The sequence below is a fragment of the Pseudomonas sp. Tof1 genome (genome assembly GCF_055390395.1).
This window is the reverse complement of sequence record NZ_AP024344.1, coordinates 6,428,918-6,445,190: the sequence shown is the minus strand read 5'-3', so window position 1 is coordinate 6,445,190 and position 16,273 is coordinate 6,428,918. Positions and strand designations below refer to the sequence as shown.

The 16,273-nt window shown below is 63.4% G+C and carries 8 protein-coding genes and 4 pseudogenes; 7 read left to right on the top strand and 5 right to left on the bottom strand.

Going from position 1 to position 16,273, the window contains the following annotated elements; translation table 11 throughout:
• Positions 1 to 10 precede the first annotated feature (10 nt).
• Positions 11 to 781, top strand: coding sequence for an electron transfer flavoprotein subunit beta (gene etfB, locus ACZ5KU_RS29075; RefSeq protein ID WP_464736595.1), 771 nt, complete (start codon positions 11 to 13; stop codon positions 779 to 781).
• 76 nt (positions 782 to 857) lie between these two features.
• Here the strand turns inward: etfB and ACZ5KU_RS29070 are convergent, their stop codons facing one another.
• A complete protein-coding gene (locus ACZ5KU_RS29070; RefSeq protein ID WP_464737441.1) occupies positions 858 to 1,340 on the bottom strand; it encodes a lytic transglycosylase domain-containing protein in 483 nt (160 codons plus the stop codon).
• 1,320 nt (positions 1,341 to 2,660) lie between these two features.
• Here ACZ5KU_RS29070 and ACZ5KU_RS29065 point away from each other — a divergent pair.
• From ACZ5KU_RS29065 to ACZ5KU_RS29055, 3 genes and pseudogenes are all read left to right on the top strand, one after another.
• Positions 2,661 to 6,113: an alpha/beta fold hydrolase gene (locus ACZ5KU_RS29065; RefSeq protein ID WP_054064612.1), complete on the top strand. Its 3,453-nt coding sequence runs from the start codon at positions 2,661 to 2,663 to the stop codon at positions 6,111 to 6,113.
• Between the two features lie 152 nt (positions 6,114 to 6,265).
• A pseudogene (locus ACZ5KU_RS29060) lies at positions 6,266 to 8,136 on the top strand (c-type cytochrome).
• A gap of 10 nt (positions 8,137 to 8,146) precedes the next feature.
• A pseudogene (locus tag ACZ5KU_RS29055) lies at positions 8,147 to 9,390 on the top strand (metallophosphoesterase family protein).
• 290 nt (positions 9,391 to 9,680) lie between these two features.
• Here the strand turns inward: ACZ5KU_RS29055 and gbcA are convergent.
• Positions 9,681 to 10,976 (bottom strand): glycine-betaine demethylase subunit GbcA, encoded by a 1,296-nt coding sequence (gene gbcA, locus ACZ5KU_RS29050; RefSeq protein ID WP_054064613.1) that lies wholly within the window; start codon positions 10,974 to 10,976, stop codon positions 9,681 to 9,683.
• Positions 10,977 to 11,286: 310 nt separating this feature from the next.
• Here gbcA and gbcB point away from each other — a divergent pair, with 310 nt between their 5' ends.
• A complete protein-coding gene (gene gbcB, locus ACZ5KU_RS29045; protein WP_054058080.1) occupies positions 11,287 to 12,387 on the top strand; it encodes a glycine-betaine demethylase subunit GbcB in 1,101 nt (366 codons plus the stop codon).
• A gap of 123 nt (positions 12,388 to 12,510) precedes the next feature.
• Here the strand turns inward: gbcB and ACZ5KU_RS29040 are convergent.
• Both ACZ5KU_RS29040 and ACZ5KU_RS29035 read right to left on the bottom strand, forming a co-directional pair.
• Positions 12,511 to 13,110, bottom strand: a pseudogene (locus ACZ5KU_RS29040) (methyl-accepting chemotaxis protein); the annotation flags it as partial.
• A gap of 303 nt (positions 13,111 to 13,413) precedes the next feature.
• Positions 13,414 to 14,070 (bottom strand): annotated as a pseudogene (locus tag ACZ5KU_RS29035) (MCP four helix bundle domain-containing protein); the annotation flags it as partial.
• Between the two features lie 347 nt (positions 14,071 to 14,417).
• On the opposite strand from ACZ5KU_RS29035, the gene ACZ5KU_RS29030 reads away from it, so the two are divergent.
• Both ACZ5KU_RS29030 and ACZ5KU_RS29025 read left to right on the top strand, forming a co-directional pair.
• Positions 14,418 to 14,648 carry a hypothetical protein gene (locus tag ACZ5KU_RS29030; protein ID WP_054058082.1) on the top strand — a complete coding sequence of 77 codons (231 nt, stop codon included), beginning with the start codon at positions 14,418 to 14,420 and terminating at the stop codon, positions 14,646 to 14,648.
• Positions 14,645 to 14,947 carry a cell division protein ZapA gene (locus tag ACZ5KU_RS29025; RefSeq protein ID WP_054058083.1) on the top strand — a complete coding sequence of 101 codons (303 nt, stop codon included), beginning with the start codon at positions 14,645 to 14,647 and terminating at the stop codon, positions 14,945 to 14,947. Before ACZ5KU_RS29030 ends, ACZ5KU_RS29025 begins: the two co-directional genes overlap by 4 nt.
• 103 nt (positions 14,948 to 15,050) lie before the next feature.
• Here ACZ5KU_RS29025 and ACZ5KU_RS29020 read toward each other — a convergent pair whose 3' ends face one another.
• The gene (locus ACZ5KU_RS29020) at positions 15,051 to 16,091 is read right to left on the bottom strand and encodes a threonine aldolase family protein (protein ID WP_054064614.1); all 1,041 of its coding nucleotides are present in this window, start codon (positions 16,089 to 16,091) and stop codon (positions 15,051 to 15,053) included.
• Positions 16,092 to 16,273 lie beyond the last annotated feature (182 nt).

Below are 16,273 nucleotides of genomic sequence, written 5' to 3'. Positions count from 1 at the left end.
GGGTAAGTTCATGAACACGAATGTCATCAGCCTGGTATCGATTGGCGCCCACCCGACCTCCGGCCGCGCCCGTCGCGCCGAGCAGGATGCCCGGGCGGTGGAGTTGGGCCTGCAACTGGCTGGGGATAACTTGCAGGTGGTGCATGCCGGCGATGTCGCCGAGCCGGCCCTGCGTGCCTACCTGGGCATGGGCCTGTCGGAGATGCGCGTGCTCGAGCAGCCGGCCGGCGCCGATGCGCTGCCGATACTGACCGATTACTTGCGCGACGTCGGTGCCCAGCTGGTGCTCACCGGCAGCCAGGCGGAAACCGGCGAGGGCTCGGGGATGTTGCCGTTCCTGCTGGCGGAAAACCTCGGTTGGCCGCTGGTAGTGGGTTTGGCCGAGGTCGAGTCGATCACGGCTGGCGTGGCCCAGGTACTGCAGGCCTTGCCCCGCGGTCAGCGGCGGCGGCTGAAGGTGCGTTTGCCGTTTCTCGCCACGGTGGATAACGCCGCGCCCAAGCCACGGCAGAGCGCCTATGGCCCGGCGCAGCGCGGGGTGCTGCAGGCCGAGGAAGTGGAGGTGCTGGAGGACGAGTTGTTCACCAGTGCCCAGCTGCAGCCGGCCAAGCCACGGCCCAAGCGGTTGAAGGTGATCAAGGCGAAGAGCGGTGCCGACCGGATGAAGGCAGCCACGGCCAAGGCCAGTGGCGGCGGCGGGCAGGTGCTCAAGGGCGTCAGTGCCGAAGCGGGAGCCGAGGCGATCCTCAAGTTGCTGATCGAGGAAGGCGTAGTGCGCTGACCGCACTCGAGGTCGGCCGCCTGCAGCCGCAGGTGGCGCAACTGGCCATGGCTGAGGACCCGCGCATCGGACTGTCTCATGGCCGGGTTCCGCTGCGCAGGGCGCCGGCCCGACGCCGCTCCAGCAGCTTGGCGTAGTACGCCCACACCTGTTGCGCATACCATTCGCGGCGGGCATCGCGTTCGCTGGCGGTGCCGGCGTTGTAGGCGCCCACCGCCTGCCAGCCGTAGCCCAGTCGCTGGACGAAGCGGGCGAGAATCCAGGCGCCGGCCATCACGCTGGTACAGGGCTCTTCCTGCAGGTTGCGCTCGGCGATGCCGAAGGCGGCGAGGGCCGGCAGGTGGCGGCTGTTGATCTGCATCAGGCCGATGTCCCGGCTGCCATCCCGGTTGTCGTGGCGCGCCCGGGGATTTAGCCCCGACTCGACCTGGGCGATGGCGTAGAGCAGCAGCGGATCGATGCGATAGCGCTCACCGGCGTCCTGGAAGCAGTTGGCCAGGCCACTGCTCACGTTGAACAGGGCCGCCAGGGCGAGCAGAGCGGCGAGTGGCGGGTGCATGCTCAGGCCCTGCGCACGGCTTCGGACGCCATACACGAGGTCCCCACCGGCCCTGCGATCGCGGCCCAGCGCAGAGGTCACCGTCGCCAGGGTTGCCAGCAGCTCGATCAGGGTCAAACCGGCGCCGGGCAGGCGACAGGGCGCTACGGAAAATAGCGCAAGCGGCCACATGGGGATCGCACCATGCCGGATATCCTCGAGTCAATGCATCAAGCCAAGACACCTTTACTGCAAGAACAAGGCGCGCTGTGCCAAGGAGTGTAGCTCAAGGTCCGGTAGCGCCATTCAGACCTCCTTGCAGGAAGATTTGCACAAGTGTCCACAGAGGCTGTTGGCCGATCTGTGGATAACGTGTTCGCGCATCGCTGCAGCCAGCTGAAATCAACGTCTTCAGCCGCTCGTACGAAAAATGACCAGCATAACCAGCGGTTTTCCTTGGCTTTTTCATGTGGATAAGGGGCGCTGGGGGTTGGCGTGAACTTGGGTTTTTTCAACAAAGTCTGTTGGCGCTTTTGTGGATAAGTTGTTCGCTATCTGATGTAGCCCTTGTTTTACAAGGCGTTCACGGGCTTGTTCAAAAAATGATCGATATGGCGATTTTCTTCGGCCCAGACCGCTGGACGCTTTGTTTTTCGTGGTTTTCAGCGGTTTTCCACAATCGCTTGACGCTCTTCGTGAGTTGCGCACAAAGTCTGTTGGCCTTTCTGTGGATAAGATGTTTGCGATCGGCTACAGCCACCGGAATATGAGGCTTACAGGGGTTTGGTCAAAAAACGATCAATGCTCCGTGAAGTCGCCCTTTCCGGATAAGTCACGGATTTCATTCACATTCACCCGCGAGCGGGGCGATGGAAATCGGCAGTTTCCCACATTTGCTGTGGGTCGCTCTGTGGATAAGTTGTTCGCCAAGCGCCGCAGGCCTCGGTTTTCATAGCATTCAACGCTATAGATCAAATTTCATACAGTTCTAAGGGGGTTCGTTGACACCCCTCCGGTGAAAGTCTTCACTAATGGCACAAGGACACAGCCTTACTCGTATCCATTCCAGGTTCAGGGAGAACGCTCGATGGGTCGCCAATCTCACTCCCGCCCGTCGCCGCTCTCCGCCAGCAGCGCCGCGGCCCGCACCAGCGCCCTGATTCCCCGACGTATCCATCGCCACGCGATCAATCAGCGCGCGCGCCTATAGCGTCGCCCCGGCCTGCCGTCATCAGCCGTTCACACGCCGAGCCCGTGTGCGCGTTTGTTCGTTGCATCACCGTCTGTCCCGGTTGCGACCACCGCAGAGTGGCCCGGCCCGGACCCTGAGAGGAAACGACCATGACCCGGATTTCCACACCCATCAGTGCCATCAAGGAGCGTTACGACGTCATTGTGATCGGCTCCGGCTACGGCGGCGGCATCGCCGCGTCGCGCCTGTCCCGCGCCGGCCAGCGCGTGTGCCTGCTTGAGCGGGGGCGGGAAATCCGCCCGGGCGAGTACCCCAACACCATGATCGCGGCGACCGAGGAATTGCAGGTACATGACCCGGACGGGCATATCGGTTCGCGCACCGGGCTGTACGACCTGCATGTCAACGCCCAGCAGAACGTGGTGGTCGGCTGTGGCCTGGGCGGCACGTCGCTGATCAACGCCAACGTGTCCCTGGAACCGGAGCCGGGGGTCTTCGAGGATCCGCGCTGGCCCCAGGCGGTGCGCGAGCACCGCGACACGCTGCTCGCCAAAGGCTATGAGCTGGCGCGCGAGATGCTCAAGCCCAACCCCTATCCGGCCTCCGCCCCGTCCCTGGACAAGCTGGAAGCCAATCGCAAGTCGGCGGACTATCTGCAGGAGAAAACGCATTTCTATACGCCGCCGATCAACGTGACCTTCGACCCGTTGCCCGGCAACCTCAACCACGTCGGTGTCGAGCAACTGCCGTGCAACCACTGTGGCGACTGCGTCTCGGGCTGTAACAACAAGGCCAAGAACACCACCCTGATGAATTACCTGCCGGACGCCTGGAACCATGGCGCGGAGATTTTCTGCCAGGCCGAGGTACGTCACCTGGAGCGCGACGGCGATGGCTGGATCGTGCACTTCCAGTACCTGGACAGCGGTCGCGAGAAATTCTCTGCACCGACCCTGTTCGTCAAGGCCGATATCGTCGTGCTGTCCGCCGGCACCCTGGGCTCCACGGAGATCCTGCTGCGTTCGCGCAACAAGGGCCTGTCGTTGTCCAACCAGCTCGGCGAGAACATGAGCGGCAACGGCGACATCCTCGGGTTCGGCCACAACTGCGGGCAGACCATCAACGGCATCGGCTTCGGCAGCCATTCGGCCAAGGACCTGCAGCCGGTCGGCCCCTGCATCACCTCGATCATCGACATGCGCAACGAGGGCGACTGGCGCAGCCACATGGTGATCGAGGAAGGCTCGATCCCGGGGGCGCTGGGGCGGCCGATGGTGCCGGCGATGGCCGGTTTCGCCGAGCTGATCGGCGAGGCGACCGAGAAGGGTGTCAGCGCCGAACTGCACTACAAGGCCCGCGAGGCCGAGAGTTTCCTGCGTGGCCCGTACCATGGCGCGCTGCACAACATGCAGACCTACCTGATCATGAGCCATGACGACGGCAAGGGGCGCATGGTGCTCGATGACAAGGACCAGTTGCGCATCGACTGGCCGGGTGTCGGCGAGCAGGAGAACTTCAAGCTGGGCAACGAACGCCTGCACCAGTCGACCAAGGCCCTGGGCGGGGTCTGGGTGCCGAACCCGATCTGGACCAAGCTGCTGCGGCACAGCATCGTCTCGGTGCACCCCCTGGGCGGTTGCGTGATGGGCGAGGATGCCGGGCAGGGGGTGGTCAACCACAAGGGCCAGGTGTTCAGCGGCGTCAGTGGCAGCGAGGTGTACCCGGGGTTGTACGTGGCCGACGGCGCGGTGATCCCGACCTCCCTGGCGGTCAATCCGCTGTTGACCATTTCCGCGGTCAGCGAACGCAACATGAGCCTGCTGGCGGCCGACCGCGGCTGGGTCATCGACTACAGCCTGCCCTCGGCTCCGCGCAAGCCGGTGGCGCCGCCGACCCTCGGTGTGCAGTTCACCGAGACCATGAAGGGCTACTTCTCCAGGGATTTCACCCAGCCCCAGGGCACCGACCTCAAGGTTTACGAAGCGGCGGCGAAACGCGGCGAGGCGCAGAACTCGCCCATCGAGTTCACCCTGACCATCACCGCGAACGACCTCGACCGGATGATCAGGGAGCCCCAGCACGCCGCCACCCTGGTCGGTACCCTCGATGCTCCGGCGCTGTCACCGTACCCGCTGACCGCCAGCAACGGTGTGTTCAACCTGTTCGAGCAATATGAGCAGCAGGTCGGCGTACGGCACATGAACTACGACATGAAGCTGACCGCCGAGGACGGCCGCGACTACTACTTCAGTGCCTTCAAGACCGTCCCCGAGGACCATGGCCTGCTCAATATCTGGCCGGACACCAGCACCCTCTACGTCACCCTCTACCAGGGCCCGGACAAGACCGGCGCGGTGATCGGCTCCGGGGTCATGCACATCAAGCCGGCTGACTTCGCCAAGCAGATGACCACCATGAAGGTGCTCAACGCGCGTAACGAGCGCGAACGCATCGAGGCCCTGGCGCGCTTCGGCAAGTTCTTCGCCGGGATTCTCTGGGAAAGCTACGGCGGGGTCTTCGCCGGCGATATCTACTTCAACCCGGATGCGCCACCGCGGCACAAGCGGCCGCTGGATGCGCCGGTGCCCACGGTGCATTTCTTCGAGACCGAGGATCGCGTGCAACTGCGCCTGACCCGCTACCAGGCCGGCAGCAAGGGCCCGGTGATGCTGGTGCACGGCCTCGGCGTGGGTTCGAACATCTTCTCCACCGACACCATCCAGACCAACCTGCTGGAGTACCTGTGCAAGCACGACTATGACGTCTGGCTGCTGGACTTTCGCGTCAGCATCCTGCTGCCGGCGAGCAAGCAGGAATGCAACGGCGACCAGATCGCCCAGTACGACTTCAAGGCCGCCATCGCGCAGATCCGCCAGGCCACCGGCGCGGCGGACGTGCAGTGCGTGGTGCACTGCTACGGCGCCACGACGTTCTTCATGGCGCTGCTGGCGGGGCTGGAACATGTACGTTCGGTGGTCTGCTCGCAGATCGCTGCCGACACGGTGGTGGCCACGGCCACCGGGATCAAGGCCGGCCTGCATCTGCCGGGGGTACTGGATACGGTGGGCATCAAGTCGCTGACCGCCTATGCCGACAGCAAGGAAAGCTGGTTCAACAAGCTCTACGACAAGGCCCTCAACGTCTATGCGCGGATCGAGGCCCAGGGCTACTGCACCAACCCGGTCTGTCACCGGATCACCTTCATGTATGCCTCGCTGTACCGGCACGACACCCTCAACGAGACCCTGCACGACAACCTGCATGAGCTGTTCGGCGAGTCGAACATCGAGACCTTCGAGCACCTGGCGCTGATCTGTCGCAAGGGCCACCTGGTGGACTTCAAGGGCCACGACGTCTACATGCCGCATTTCGACCGCCTGGATCTGCCGATCTGCTTCATCAGCGGTGCGGACAACCAGTGCTACCTGCCGCAAAGCACCGAGAAGACCTACGAGCGGCTGGTGCAGATGCATGGTCCGGAGCTGTACAGCCGGCATGTGGTGCCCGGTTACGGCCATATCGACTGCATCTTCGGCAAGAACGCGGTGGTCGATGTGTATCCGCTGATCCTGGCGCACCTGGAGAAGACCGCGCTGGGCTGATCTGCCCGTTCTGAATATGCCATCGAACCTGTAGGAGCAGGGCTTGCCCGCGAAATGGCCCTTGAGATCGTTAAAAGCTTCGCGGGCAAGCCCGGCTCCTACAGGGGGGCAGCGGTGGCCCGATAGGCATGGATTTGCAGATAGAGGGTGACATGGATAACTACATCCGCTGGTATCAACGCTTCATCTGGCTCGGCATCGTGATGAACATGGTGTTCGCACTGCCGGCCCTTTTCGCTCCGGCGCTGCTGACCTCGGTGGTCGGCCTGCCACCGGTGCTGTCGGACCCCTGGCTGGAAAACGCCGGCATGCTGCTGGTGGGCATCAGCCTGTTCTACATGCCTTCGGGTTTCAACGCCCGGCGCTTTCCGATCAACTCCTGGCTCTGCGTACTGAGCCGGCTGATCGCCGTGGCGTTCTGGATCTACCTGATCCAGACCAGCACCACGCCGTCGGTGTTCGTGCCGATGCTCTATGGCGACCTGAGCATGTTCCTGCTGCTGGGCATCACCCTTTACCTGGGCAGCCCGCCGGCCACCCGGCCCTGGGCCCTGCTGGTCGATGGCTGGCATGCCTGGTGCCACGGCTGGGCGGTGCGCTGGCAACGCCACAGCTTCCGGGTCGGCCTGCTGGTCACCCTGCTGGTGCTGGGCTTCATTGGCTACCAGACCTGGTACAACATGCTGCGGGTGGTGCCCGAGGAGAAGTTCGCCGCCGACGAGGACCATTTCAAGTACGCCGCTATTGGCCTGGGGATCGAGGCACGGATTCCCTACTACCTGTTCTCCGTGCTGCCACAGATGTGCCCGGAGAAAATGCCCAGGCCGGGTGGGGTTGGGAGTCGTTCGGCTTTCTCTACGAGAACGGCCGCGACCTGCCGATCGGCATGGCCAAGCGGCAGATCGGCTACCCGACCGTGGAGCCCAACTGCGCCCTGTGCCACACCGGTTCCTATCGCGCCGCGGCCGACGACGTCGCCCGGCCACTGGCCACGGCACCGGCCAATACCCTGCAACTGCAGGCCTTCCAGTGGTTCGCCTACGACTGCGCCAGCGATCCGAAATTCACCGCCGACGCGGTGATGGTGGCGATCAACGCCAAGTTCCAGTTGGGCTTCTTCGAGAAGCTGTACAACCGCTATCTGATCATCCCGATGGCCAAGAGCGCGCTGCTCAAGCAGAAGCAGGGCTATGCCTGGCAGAAACTGCGGCCGGCCCAGGGGCCTGGGCGTACCGACACGTTCAACCCGACCAAGATGGTGGTGTTCGGCTTCCCGGACGACTCGACCATCGGCACCGTCGACCTGCCGCAGATCTGGAACCAGAAACCGCGCGAGTCGCTGTACCTGCATTGGGACGGCAATAACAACAATATCCACGAACGCAACTACGCGGCGGCCATGGCCGTGGGCGCGACGCCGCAGTCGGTGCTGCCGGAGAGTTTCAACCGGGTCACCAACTGGCTGCTCGGCACCCGGCCGCCGGCCTGGCCGTTCGCCCTGGATCAGGCGCGGGTCGCCCAGGGCAAGCCGCTGTGGGCCAGCAACTGTGCCGGTTGCCATGAGTTCGGCAAGGCCGACACCGGCCAGGTCACCGTTCCCATCGACACCCTGGGCACCGACCCGCATCGCCTGAACTCCTTCACCACCGGCCTGGTGCAGGCGTTCCACGGCTTCAAGAAGCCGCCGTTCGACTTCGGCGCCTACCGCAAGACCCAGAGCTACAGCAACACCCCCACCGATGGCATCTGGATGCGTGCGCCGTACCTGCACAACGGCTCGGTACCGAGCCTGTGGGACCTGCTGCAGACCCCGGACAAGCGTCCGGTGACCTTCAGCACCGGCTCGGATGTGTACGACCCGGTCAAGGTCGGCTTCGTCACCAGCGGGCCGCAGGTACAGGCACCGACCTACTTCAAGTACGACACCCGCCTGGAAGGCAACCACAACGGTGGTCACCTGTATGGCACCCAACTGACCGACGCCGAGAAATGGGCGCTGATCGAGTTCATGAAAACCTTGTAGGGAGAGCGCCATGAACCTGCACCATCTGGAACATGAGCTGGCGAAGATCCAGATCCGGCTCAGCGGTTTGAAGGCCCGGCTGGAGTTGTCGTGGAAGAAACTGATCAGCGATATCGAGCCGGAGGAATTCCAGGCGATCCAGCAACTGCTGCAACGCGGGCATGACCAGGCCCATTACGTGCTGGCGCACGGCGACCTGCCGAGCGACGAGCCGGCGGTACCCTGGGAACTGGCCCATGGCCTGTCGATCCTGCACCTGGGCCATGCCCAGGCGCTGCCGACCTCGGAGGCGGAGTTGCCGACCCGGGTACTCAAGGACGGCACGCTGCTCGGTTGTCGCAAGTGGGAACTGCTGGACCTGCTGTGGAGCGAGGCGCTGATCAAGTGGATCGAGAACCTGCGCCATCACGCCACGTTCGCCACCACGCCGATGGTGATGATGATCGACAACGAGGTCAGCCTGGCGATTGCCGGCGACTGGGGCACGGGGCCGTTCGACAGCCATGCGCCGGCGGTCAGCGTGGCCAACCAGATGAGTCGGGTCCAGGCCGATTTCACCATTCACCTGGGCGACGTCTACTACGCCGGTACCGGCTCCGAGGAGGATGTCGACATGGCCGGCTGGCCGATGGGCAAGCACGGCGCCTTCACGCTCAACTCCAACCACGAAATGTACAGCGGTGCCCACGGCTATTTCGCCGAGCTCAATGCGCGCTTCCCGGTGCAGCAGGGCACCAGCTATTTCGCCCTGTACAACGATGACTGGCTGATCGTCGGGCTGGATTCGGCCTATGCCTCCAAGCCGCTGAACCTGTACATGGACGGCACCCTGAACCCGCAGCAGATCGACTGGATGAAGACCTTGCCCAAGCGCGACCGGTTGCTGGTGCTCAGTCACCACCAGGGCTTCGATATCACCGGGCACAACCCGAACGGCCTGTACAAACAGGTTTGCGATGCCCTGGGGCGGGTGCCGGACTACTGGTATTGGGGCCACCTGCACAACGGCATCGTCTATGCCGAATTGAACGGGTTGAAGGCGCGTTGCGCCGGGCACGGGCCATCCCCTATGGCGTGACCAGCGAGCTGGATGGCAACAAGCGGGTGTTGTTCTCCGAGACGCGCAATGCCGGTGACCCGGATTATCCGGAGCGGGTGCTCAATGGGTTTGCGCGGGTGCGGCTGAGTGGCGCGAACATCATCGAGGAGTTCATCGGCGAGGATGGTTCGGTGCGCTGGACGTCGAACGGGTAGGGTTTGGCAGGAGCGGGGGTTATTGATCGTTCCCACGCTCTGCGTGGGAGCGCCGCCCGTGACGCTCTGCGTCACAAGAGCGGACGCCGAGCGTCCAGAGAGGCATTCCCACGCAGAGCGTGGGAACGATCATCACTAGGGCCAGCAAGTCCTGTGGTGTTGTCGTGGGCGGGGTAGGCCGGTCTGGCGCTTTCGCGGGCAAGCCCGGCTCCTACAGTCTGGTGTCGTACACCAATGAGGTGAACGATGGAGTACTGTAGGAGCCGGGCTTGCCCGCGAAGCTTTTGCCCTTAGCCGTTAACCGGCACGCCCTTGAGGTATGGTGCAGGCTCTGCCCCCAGGTTGCTCAGCATGCGCTCGCTGTACCAGTCGATGAAGTTGACCACGCCGAACTCGTAGGTCTTCGAGTACGGGCCGGGCTGGTAGGCCACGGAGTTGATGCCGCGCTGGTTTTCCTCGGCCAGGCGACGGTCCTGGTCGTTGGTGGCATCCCAGACCTGACGCATGCGCGCCACGTCATAGTCGACACCCTCGACCGCGTCCTTGTGCACCAGCCACTTGGTGGTGACCATGGTTTCCTGGGCGCTGATCGGCCACACGGTGAACACGATGATGTGGTCGCCCATGCAGTGGTTCCACGAGTGCGGCAGGTGCAGGATGCGCATCGAGCCCAGGTCCGGGTTCTTGATCCGGCCCATCAGTTTCTTGCAGCCCTGCTGGCCGTCCATGGTCATCGATACGGTGCCCTTGAGCAGCGGCATGCGCACGATACGGTTGCGCAGGCCGAAGCTGGCGTGGGCATAGGGGATCTTCTCGGCTTCCCAGGCGGCGGCGGAGGCGGCCACGTGGTCCTTGAACGCCTGGTCGGCACGCGGGTCGGTGACGTCGTCCCATTCCAGCAGGGTTTTCAGCAGTTCCGGGTGGGAGCCGTTGCAGTGGTAGCACTCACGGTTGTTTTCGATCACCAGCTTCCAGTTGGCCTTTTCCATCAAGGTGGTCTGCACCGCCACCTTGGTGTTCTCCATGTCGTAGGGTTCCATGTAGTGGCTCAGGGTGCTGAGGAACTCGTCGATCGGTGGCGGGTTCTCGGCCAGGCTGATGAAGATGTAGCCGCCGGCGGTCTTCACGTTGACCGGCTTGAGGCCGTACTGCTTCATGTCGAAGTCGGCACCCATCTCGGTGCCGGCGAACAGCAGGCGGCCATCGAGTTCGTAGGTCCACTGGTGGTAGGGGCAGACCAGCTTGGCGACCTTGCCCTTTTCGCCGGTGCACAGGCGCGAGCCGCGGTGCCGGCAGACGTTGTGGAAGGCGTGGACCACGCCGTCGGCGCCGCGGATGACGATGATCGGGTTCTTGCCGATCTGCAGCGTCAGGTAGTTGCCCTTGGTCGGGATCTCGCTGGTCATGCCGGCGATCAGCCATTCCTTGTGGAAGATCTCCTGCATGTCGATTTCGAACAGGCGGTCATCCGAATAGAACGGTTGTGGCAGGGAGAAGGTCCGCTCACGTTCCTGCAGCATCTGTGCGGTGGCCTTGCGTGCGGGCTCCAGTGGGTCGCCCAGGCTCAGGGTGGTGGTGTTGTCCATCGTTCAGGTCCTCATGGCCATGCGGTGTGGCCGACGAATATTGGCTAAGTGGTCGATGCAGCAGGTTCGGACCACACGGTTGCGACGCAAGACAGAAATACAGCGGATCATTTGCGACGGAGTGTGGGGCTGGCAGCGACCAGGACCTTATCCATGGGCGACACGGCCGAATCCGTTCCCGACGCGCAAGCACCCGTCGTTAGGGGCTGGTCGCGATAAGCATGCCAATGTCGCGAATAGGTAAACGGGGCGCTTGGGCCTTGCGCAGAATCGCCACCATAAGAGCTGACAGTCAGCGGTGGAGAACAACATGTCGAACAACTTCCTGAATCCGGTAACGACCCAGACCTGGGCCAATGGTCGGCATATCGTGCGCTGTGTGAAGGTCATCCAGGAAACCTGGGATGTGCGCACCTTCTGCTTCATGGCCGATCAGCCGATCATGTTCTTTTTCAAGCCGGGGCAGTTCGTCACCCTGGAACTGGAAATCGAGGGGCAGCAGATCATGCGCTCCTACACCATTTCCAGTTCGCCGTCAGTGCCCTACAGCTTCTCGGTGACCATCAAGCGGGTGCCGGGCGGCAAGGTGTCCAACTGGTTGCACGACACCCTGCACGAGGGCCAGGAGCTGGCGGTGCACGGTCCGGTGGGCCTGTTCAACGCCATCGACTTCCCCAGCCCCAAGGTGCTGTACCTCAGCGGTGGCGTCGGCATCACGCCGGTGATGTCCATGGCCCGCTGGTTCTACGATACCAACGGCAACGTCGACATGGTGTTCATCCATAGCGCCCGGTCGCCCAAGGACATCATCTATCACCGCGAGCTGGAACACATGGCGTCGCGGATCGACAACTTCAGCCTGCACCTGATCTGTGAAAAACACGGCCTGGGCGAGCCGTGGGCCGGCTATCGCGGCTACCTGAACCACAAGATGCTGGAACTGATGGCGCCGGACTTCCTCGAGCGCGAAGTGTTCTGCTGCGGCCCGACACCGTACATGAACGCGGTGAAGCGTCTGCTGGAGGCGGCGGGCTTCGACATGAGCCGCTACCACGAGGAATCCTTTGGCGCGACGCCACCGGAAGCCCGGGCCGATGCGGTGGAGCAGGCCGAACAGGCCGCCGACGCACCGCCGGTGGATGCGGCCGACCTGCACCAGGTGGAGTTCACCGCCACCGGCAAGAGCATTCGCGTGGCACCGGGCGAAACCGTGCACGCGGCGGCGGCCAAGCTGGGCCTGATGATTCCCAAGGCCTGCGGCATGGGCATCTGCGGGACCTGCAAGGTGCTCAAGCTGGGCGGCGAGGTGGACATGGAGCACAACGGCGGGATCACCGACGAGGACGTGGCCGAGGGCTACATCCTGTCGTGCTGCAGCGTGCCGAAGGGCGATGTGCGGATCGAGTACTGATTGAGGGCGGTGTGAGTCTCTTCGCGGGCAAGCCACGCTCCTACAGGGTTGCGTCGTTCATTGCATTTTTGAACGACTCGATCCTGTAGGAGCGAGGCTTGCCCGCGAAGGGCGCCCCACGGTTTACAGGCTGAACCGCGCCACCAACCCGTTGAGATCCACCGCCAGGCGCGCCAGCTCGTTGCTCGCCGCGCTGGTCTGGCCGGCACCGGTGGCCGACTGTACCGACAGGTCGCGGATGTTCACCAGGTTGTGATCCACCTCGCGGGCCACCTGGGCCTGCTCCTCGGCCGCGCTGGCGATCACCAGGTTGCGTTCGTTGATCTCGACGATCGCGCTGTTGATGGTGTCCAGCGCCAGGCCTGCGCCCTTGGCAATGTTCAGGGTCGATTCGGCGCGCTCGGTGCTGTTGCGCATCGAGTCCACCGCCTGTTCGGTACCGCCCTGGATGCTGCCGATCATCCGTTCGATCTCGCTGGTCGACTGCTGGGTGCGGTGGGCCAGTGCGCGTACTTCATCGGCGACCACGGCAAAACCACGCCCGGCTTCCCCGGCGCGGGCCGCCTCGATCGCGGCGTTCAGCGCGAGCAGGTTGGTCTGGTCGGCCAGGCCGCGGATCACGTCCAGCACCTTGCCGATATCCCGGGACTCGTCGGCGAGGTTGCCGATCAGCGTCGCGGTGCTCTGCACGTCGCTGCTCATGCGTTCGATGGCGCTGACGGTTTCCTGTACCAGGTCGCGACCGTCGCTGGCCGAGGCGGTGGCGTTTTTCGAGGCTTCGGAAGTGCTCACGGCATTGCGCGCGACTTCTTCCACCGCGCTGGTCATCTCGTTGACCGCGGTGGCCGCCTGTTCGATTTCATTGTTCTGCTGCTGCAGCCCGCGGGCGCTTTCGTCGGTGACGCTGTTCAGCTCCTCGGCGGCGGAGGCCAGCTGGGTCGCCGAGCCGGAGATGCGCTGCAGGGTGTCGCGCAGTTTCTGCTGCATCTTGAGCATGGCCTGCAGCAGGCGGCCGGCCTCGTCGGTGCCGTCGACCACGATCGGATGGGTCAGGTCGCCCTCGGCGATATGCTCGGCGGCGTTCAGGGCCTGGGCGATCGGCTGGGTGATGCTGCGGGTCAGCAGCCAGGCGAACAGGCAGGTCAGGGTGGTGGCGAGCAGCAGCAGGATCACCACCAGGTTGAAGGCCGCGTCGTATTGTTCGCGCGCCTGCTGGTTGTTGTCGTTGGTCTGCTGGTTGAGGATCTCCAGCAGGCGGTTGAGTACGGCGTTGATCTGCTCGGAGTTGGTGAGCAATTCGCTGTTGAGCAGGGCGGTCAGCTCGGCCATCTGATTGTTGCGCGACAGGTTCTTCATGCGCTCTTCGATCTGCCGGTACTGCCCGAGCAGTTGCCCGTACTGCTCGTAGGCCGCCCGCTCTTCGGGGCTGACGATCAGTTTTTCGTAAACCGCACGGGCACTGTCGATCTGCTGGTTGCGCTGGGCGAACAGCTCCAGGGTCTTGGCCTGGATATCCGGCTCGCGGTTGGTCAGCAGGCGATAGGAGAGCACCCGCAGGCGCAGGGTCAGTTGGGTGAACTCGTCCAGGGTCTTGATACTGGGCACGCTGTTGCTGGTGAGTTGCTCGGCGGCTGCACGGATCTTGCTCATCTGGATCAGCGAACACACGCCCAGAATCAGCATGAGTGTGCCAATGATGGCAAAACCGAGGAACGCTCTCGGAGCGATGTTCATTGTGCGTAGGGACATGATGTTTCCTGAGAGAAGCGCGTTCCGTGCGGCCTTTTGGATGAAGCTCTACCTGACTTATCGGTCCTGCGACTAAAGTCTAAAGGGCGCTGCGCGGATTTGTCGCAGTCAAGGCTTTGCGACGGAAGGTTTGGAACATGTTCCGCCAATCGCAGTCCCTATGGGGCGAAGAGAAGTCCCGTGCCAGTAAAATCAAGGCTTTGCGAGCGTTTTTCCCTGGCAAACCGGGGGGCTTTTCTTTATCGTACGCGCCCTTTGAAACTGCCCGAGAGATCAAGAAAATGCTGGAGACTTCCCTCAACCAACTGGAGCAACTGGTCAGCGAGCTGGTGCAGCAGAAGCAGGAGCTGTTGGCCGCCAATGCTCAACTCAATACCGAACTGGCCCGGGCCAAGGATGAAAACGAAAGCCTGCAGTTGAGCCTGATGGAGCAGGAAGAGAAACAGGGCGCCACCGCCGCCCGTATCCAGGCGCTGGTCGAGCGTGTCAGCGCAGGTCCCGTGAGCGCATGAGAGCCAGCAACGACGGCGTGACCGTCATCTCGATCCTCGGCGAGGACTACTCGATCAAGGCCCCCGCGGGGCATGAGCAGACGCTGCTGGAAGCGACCCAGATGCTCAAGACCGCCCTGGTCGATACCAAGAAGAAGTTTCCCACGTTGATCGGTGAGCAACTGCTGGTGCTCACCGCGCTGAACCTGTGCTCCCAGCGGATCGAGGAACAGCGTGAACACCGTGAGGTGCTCGATCGTTGCCAGGAGCAGGTCAGTGCCACGGTGGACGTGATTTCCAGGACGATCGGGCAGAACTGAGTCACTGTGTGGCTCGCTGCGCCGCGGCGGGTCGCGCGCGGCAGCGTCCGTTGCGCTATTGGCGCTCCCGTCTTGCACGGGAGCGCCACGTTCAAGCGGTTGTTCAGGCGGACATGACCTCGCGGATATCCGCCGCCAGCTCCCTTACCCGCGCTTCCTCGGTGTCCCACGAGCACATGAAGCGCGCGCCGCCCTTGCCGATGAAGGTGTAGAAGCGCCAGCCCCGGGCGGTCAGTGCGACGATCGCCGGTTCCGACAGTTGCAGGAACACGCCGTTGGCCTCCACCGGGAACATCAGTTCCACGCCGGGAATGTCCTTGACCAGGCTGCTCAGCAATTGCGCGCAATGGTTGGCGTGGCGGGCGTGCTTGAGCCAGGCGTCGTTTTCCAGCAGGCCGACCCAGGGCGCGGAGAGGAAGCGCATCTTCGACGCCAGTTGCCCGGCCTGCTTGCAGCGGTAGTCGAAGTCCTCCGCCAGGTCGTGGTTGAAGAACAGGATCGCCTCGCCCACGGCCATGCCGTTTTTCGTCCCGCCGAAGCACAGCACGTCGACGCCAGCCTTCCAGGTCAGCTCGGCCGGCGTGCAGCCGAGGAAGGCGCAGGCGTTGGAGAAGCGTGCGCCGTCCATGTGCAGGTGCAGGCCCAGTTCCTTGCAGGTGGTGCTGATGGCGCGGACTTCGTCCGGGGTGTAGACGCTGCCGACCTCGGTGGCCTGGGTCAGGGTCACCACCCGGGGTTTGGGGTAGTGGATGTCCTGGCGCTTGAGGGCGATTTCGCGGATGGAATCGGGAGTCAGCTTGCCGCTTTCGGTGCGCGCGATGAGCAGCTTGGAACCGTTGGAGAAGAACTCCGGTGCGCCGCATTCGTCGGTCTCGACGTGGGCGGTCTCCGAGCAGATCACGCTATGGTAACTCTGGCACAGCGACGACAGGGCGAGGGAGTTGGCGGCGGTGCCGTTGAAGGCGAAGAACACCTCGCAGTCGGTGTCGAACAACTTGCGGAAACCGTCGGCGGCGCGCTGGGTCCACTCGTCGTCGCCATAGGCGCGCTGGTGGCCATGGTTGGCCTGTTCCATGGCGGTCCAGGCTTCGGGGCAGATACCGGAATAGTTGTCGCTGGCGAATTGTTGGCTCTTGTCGGTCATGGCCCGGTCCTTATGGTCGTTTACGACCTGCACTGTAACCAGAATCGACGTCAGCGCACAGGCACAGTTTCCGTAGGAAAAAACCATTCAATCAAAAGCCTGGAGCGGCCATTGTGGAAGCCGCCCTGTCCCTGTGGAAGTCGGATTTATCCGCGAAGCGTTTAGCGATCTCCAGGACCGGT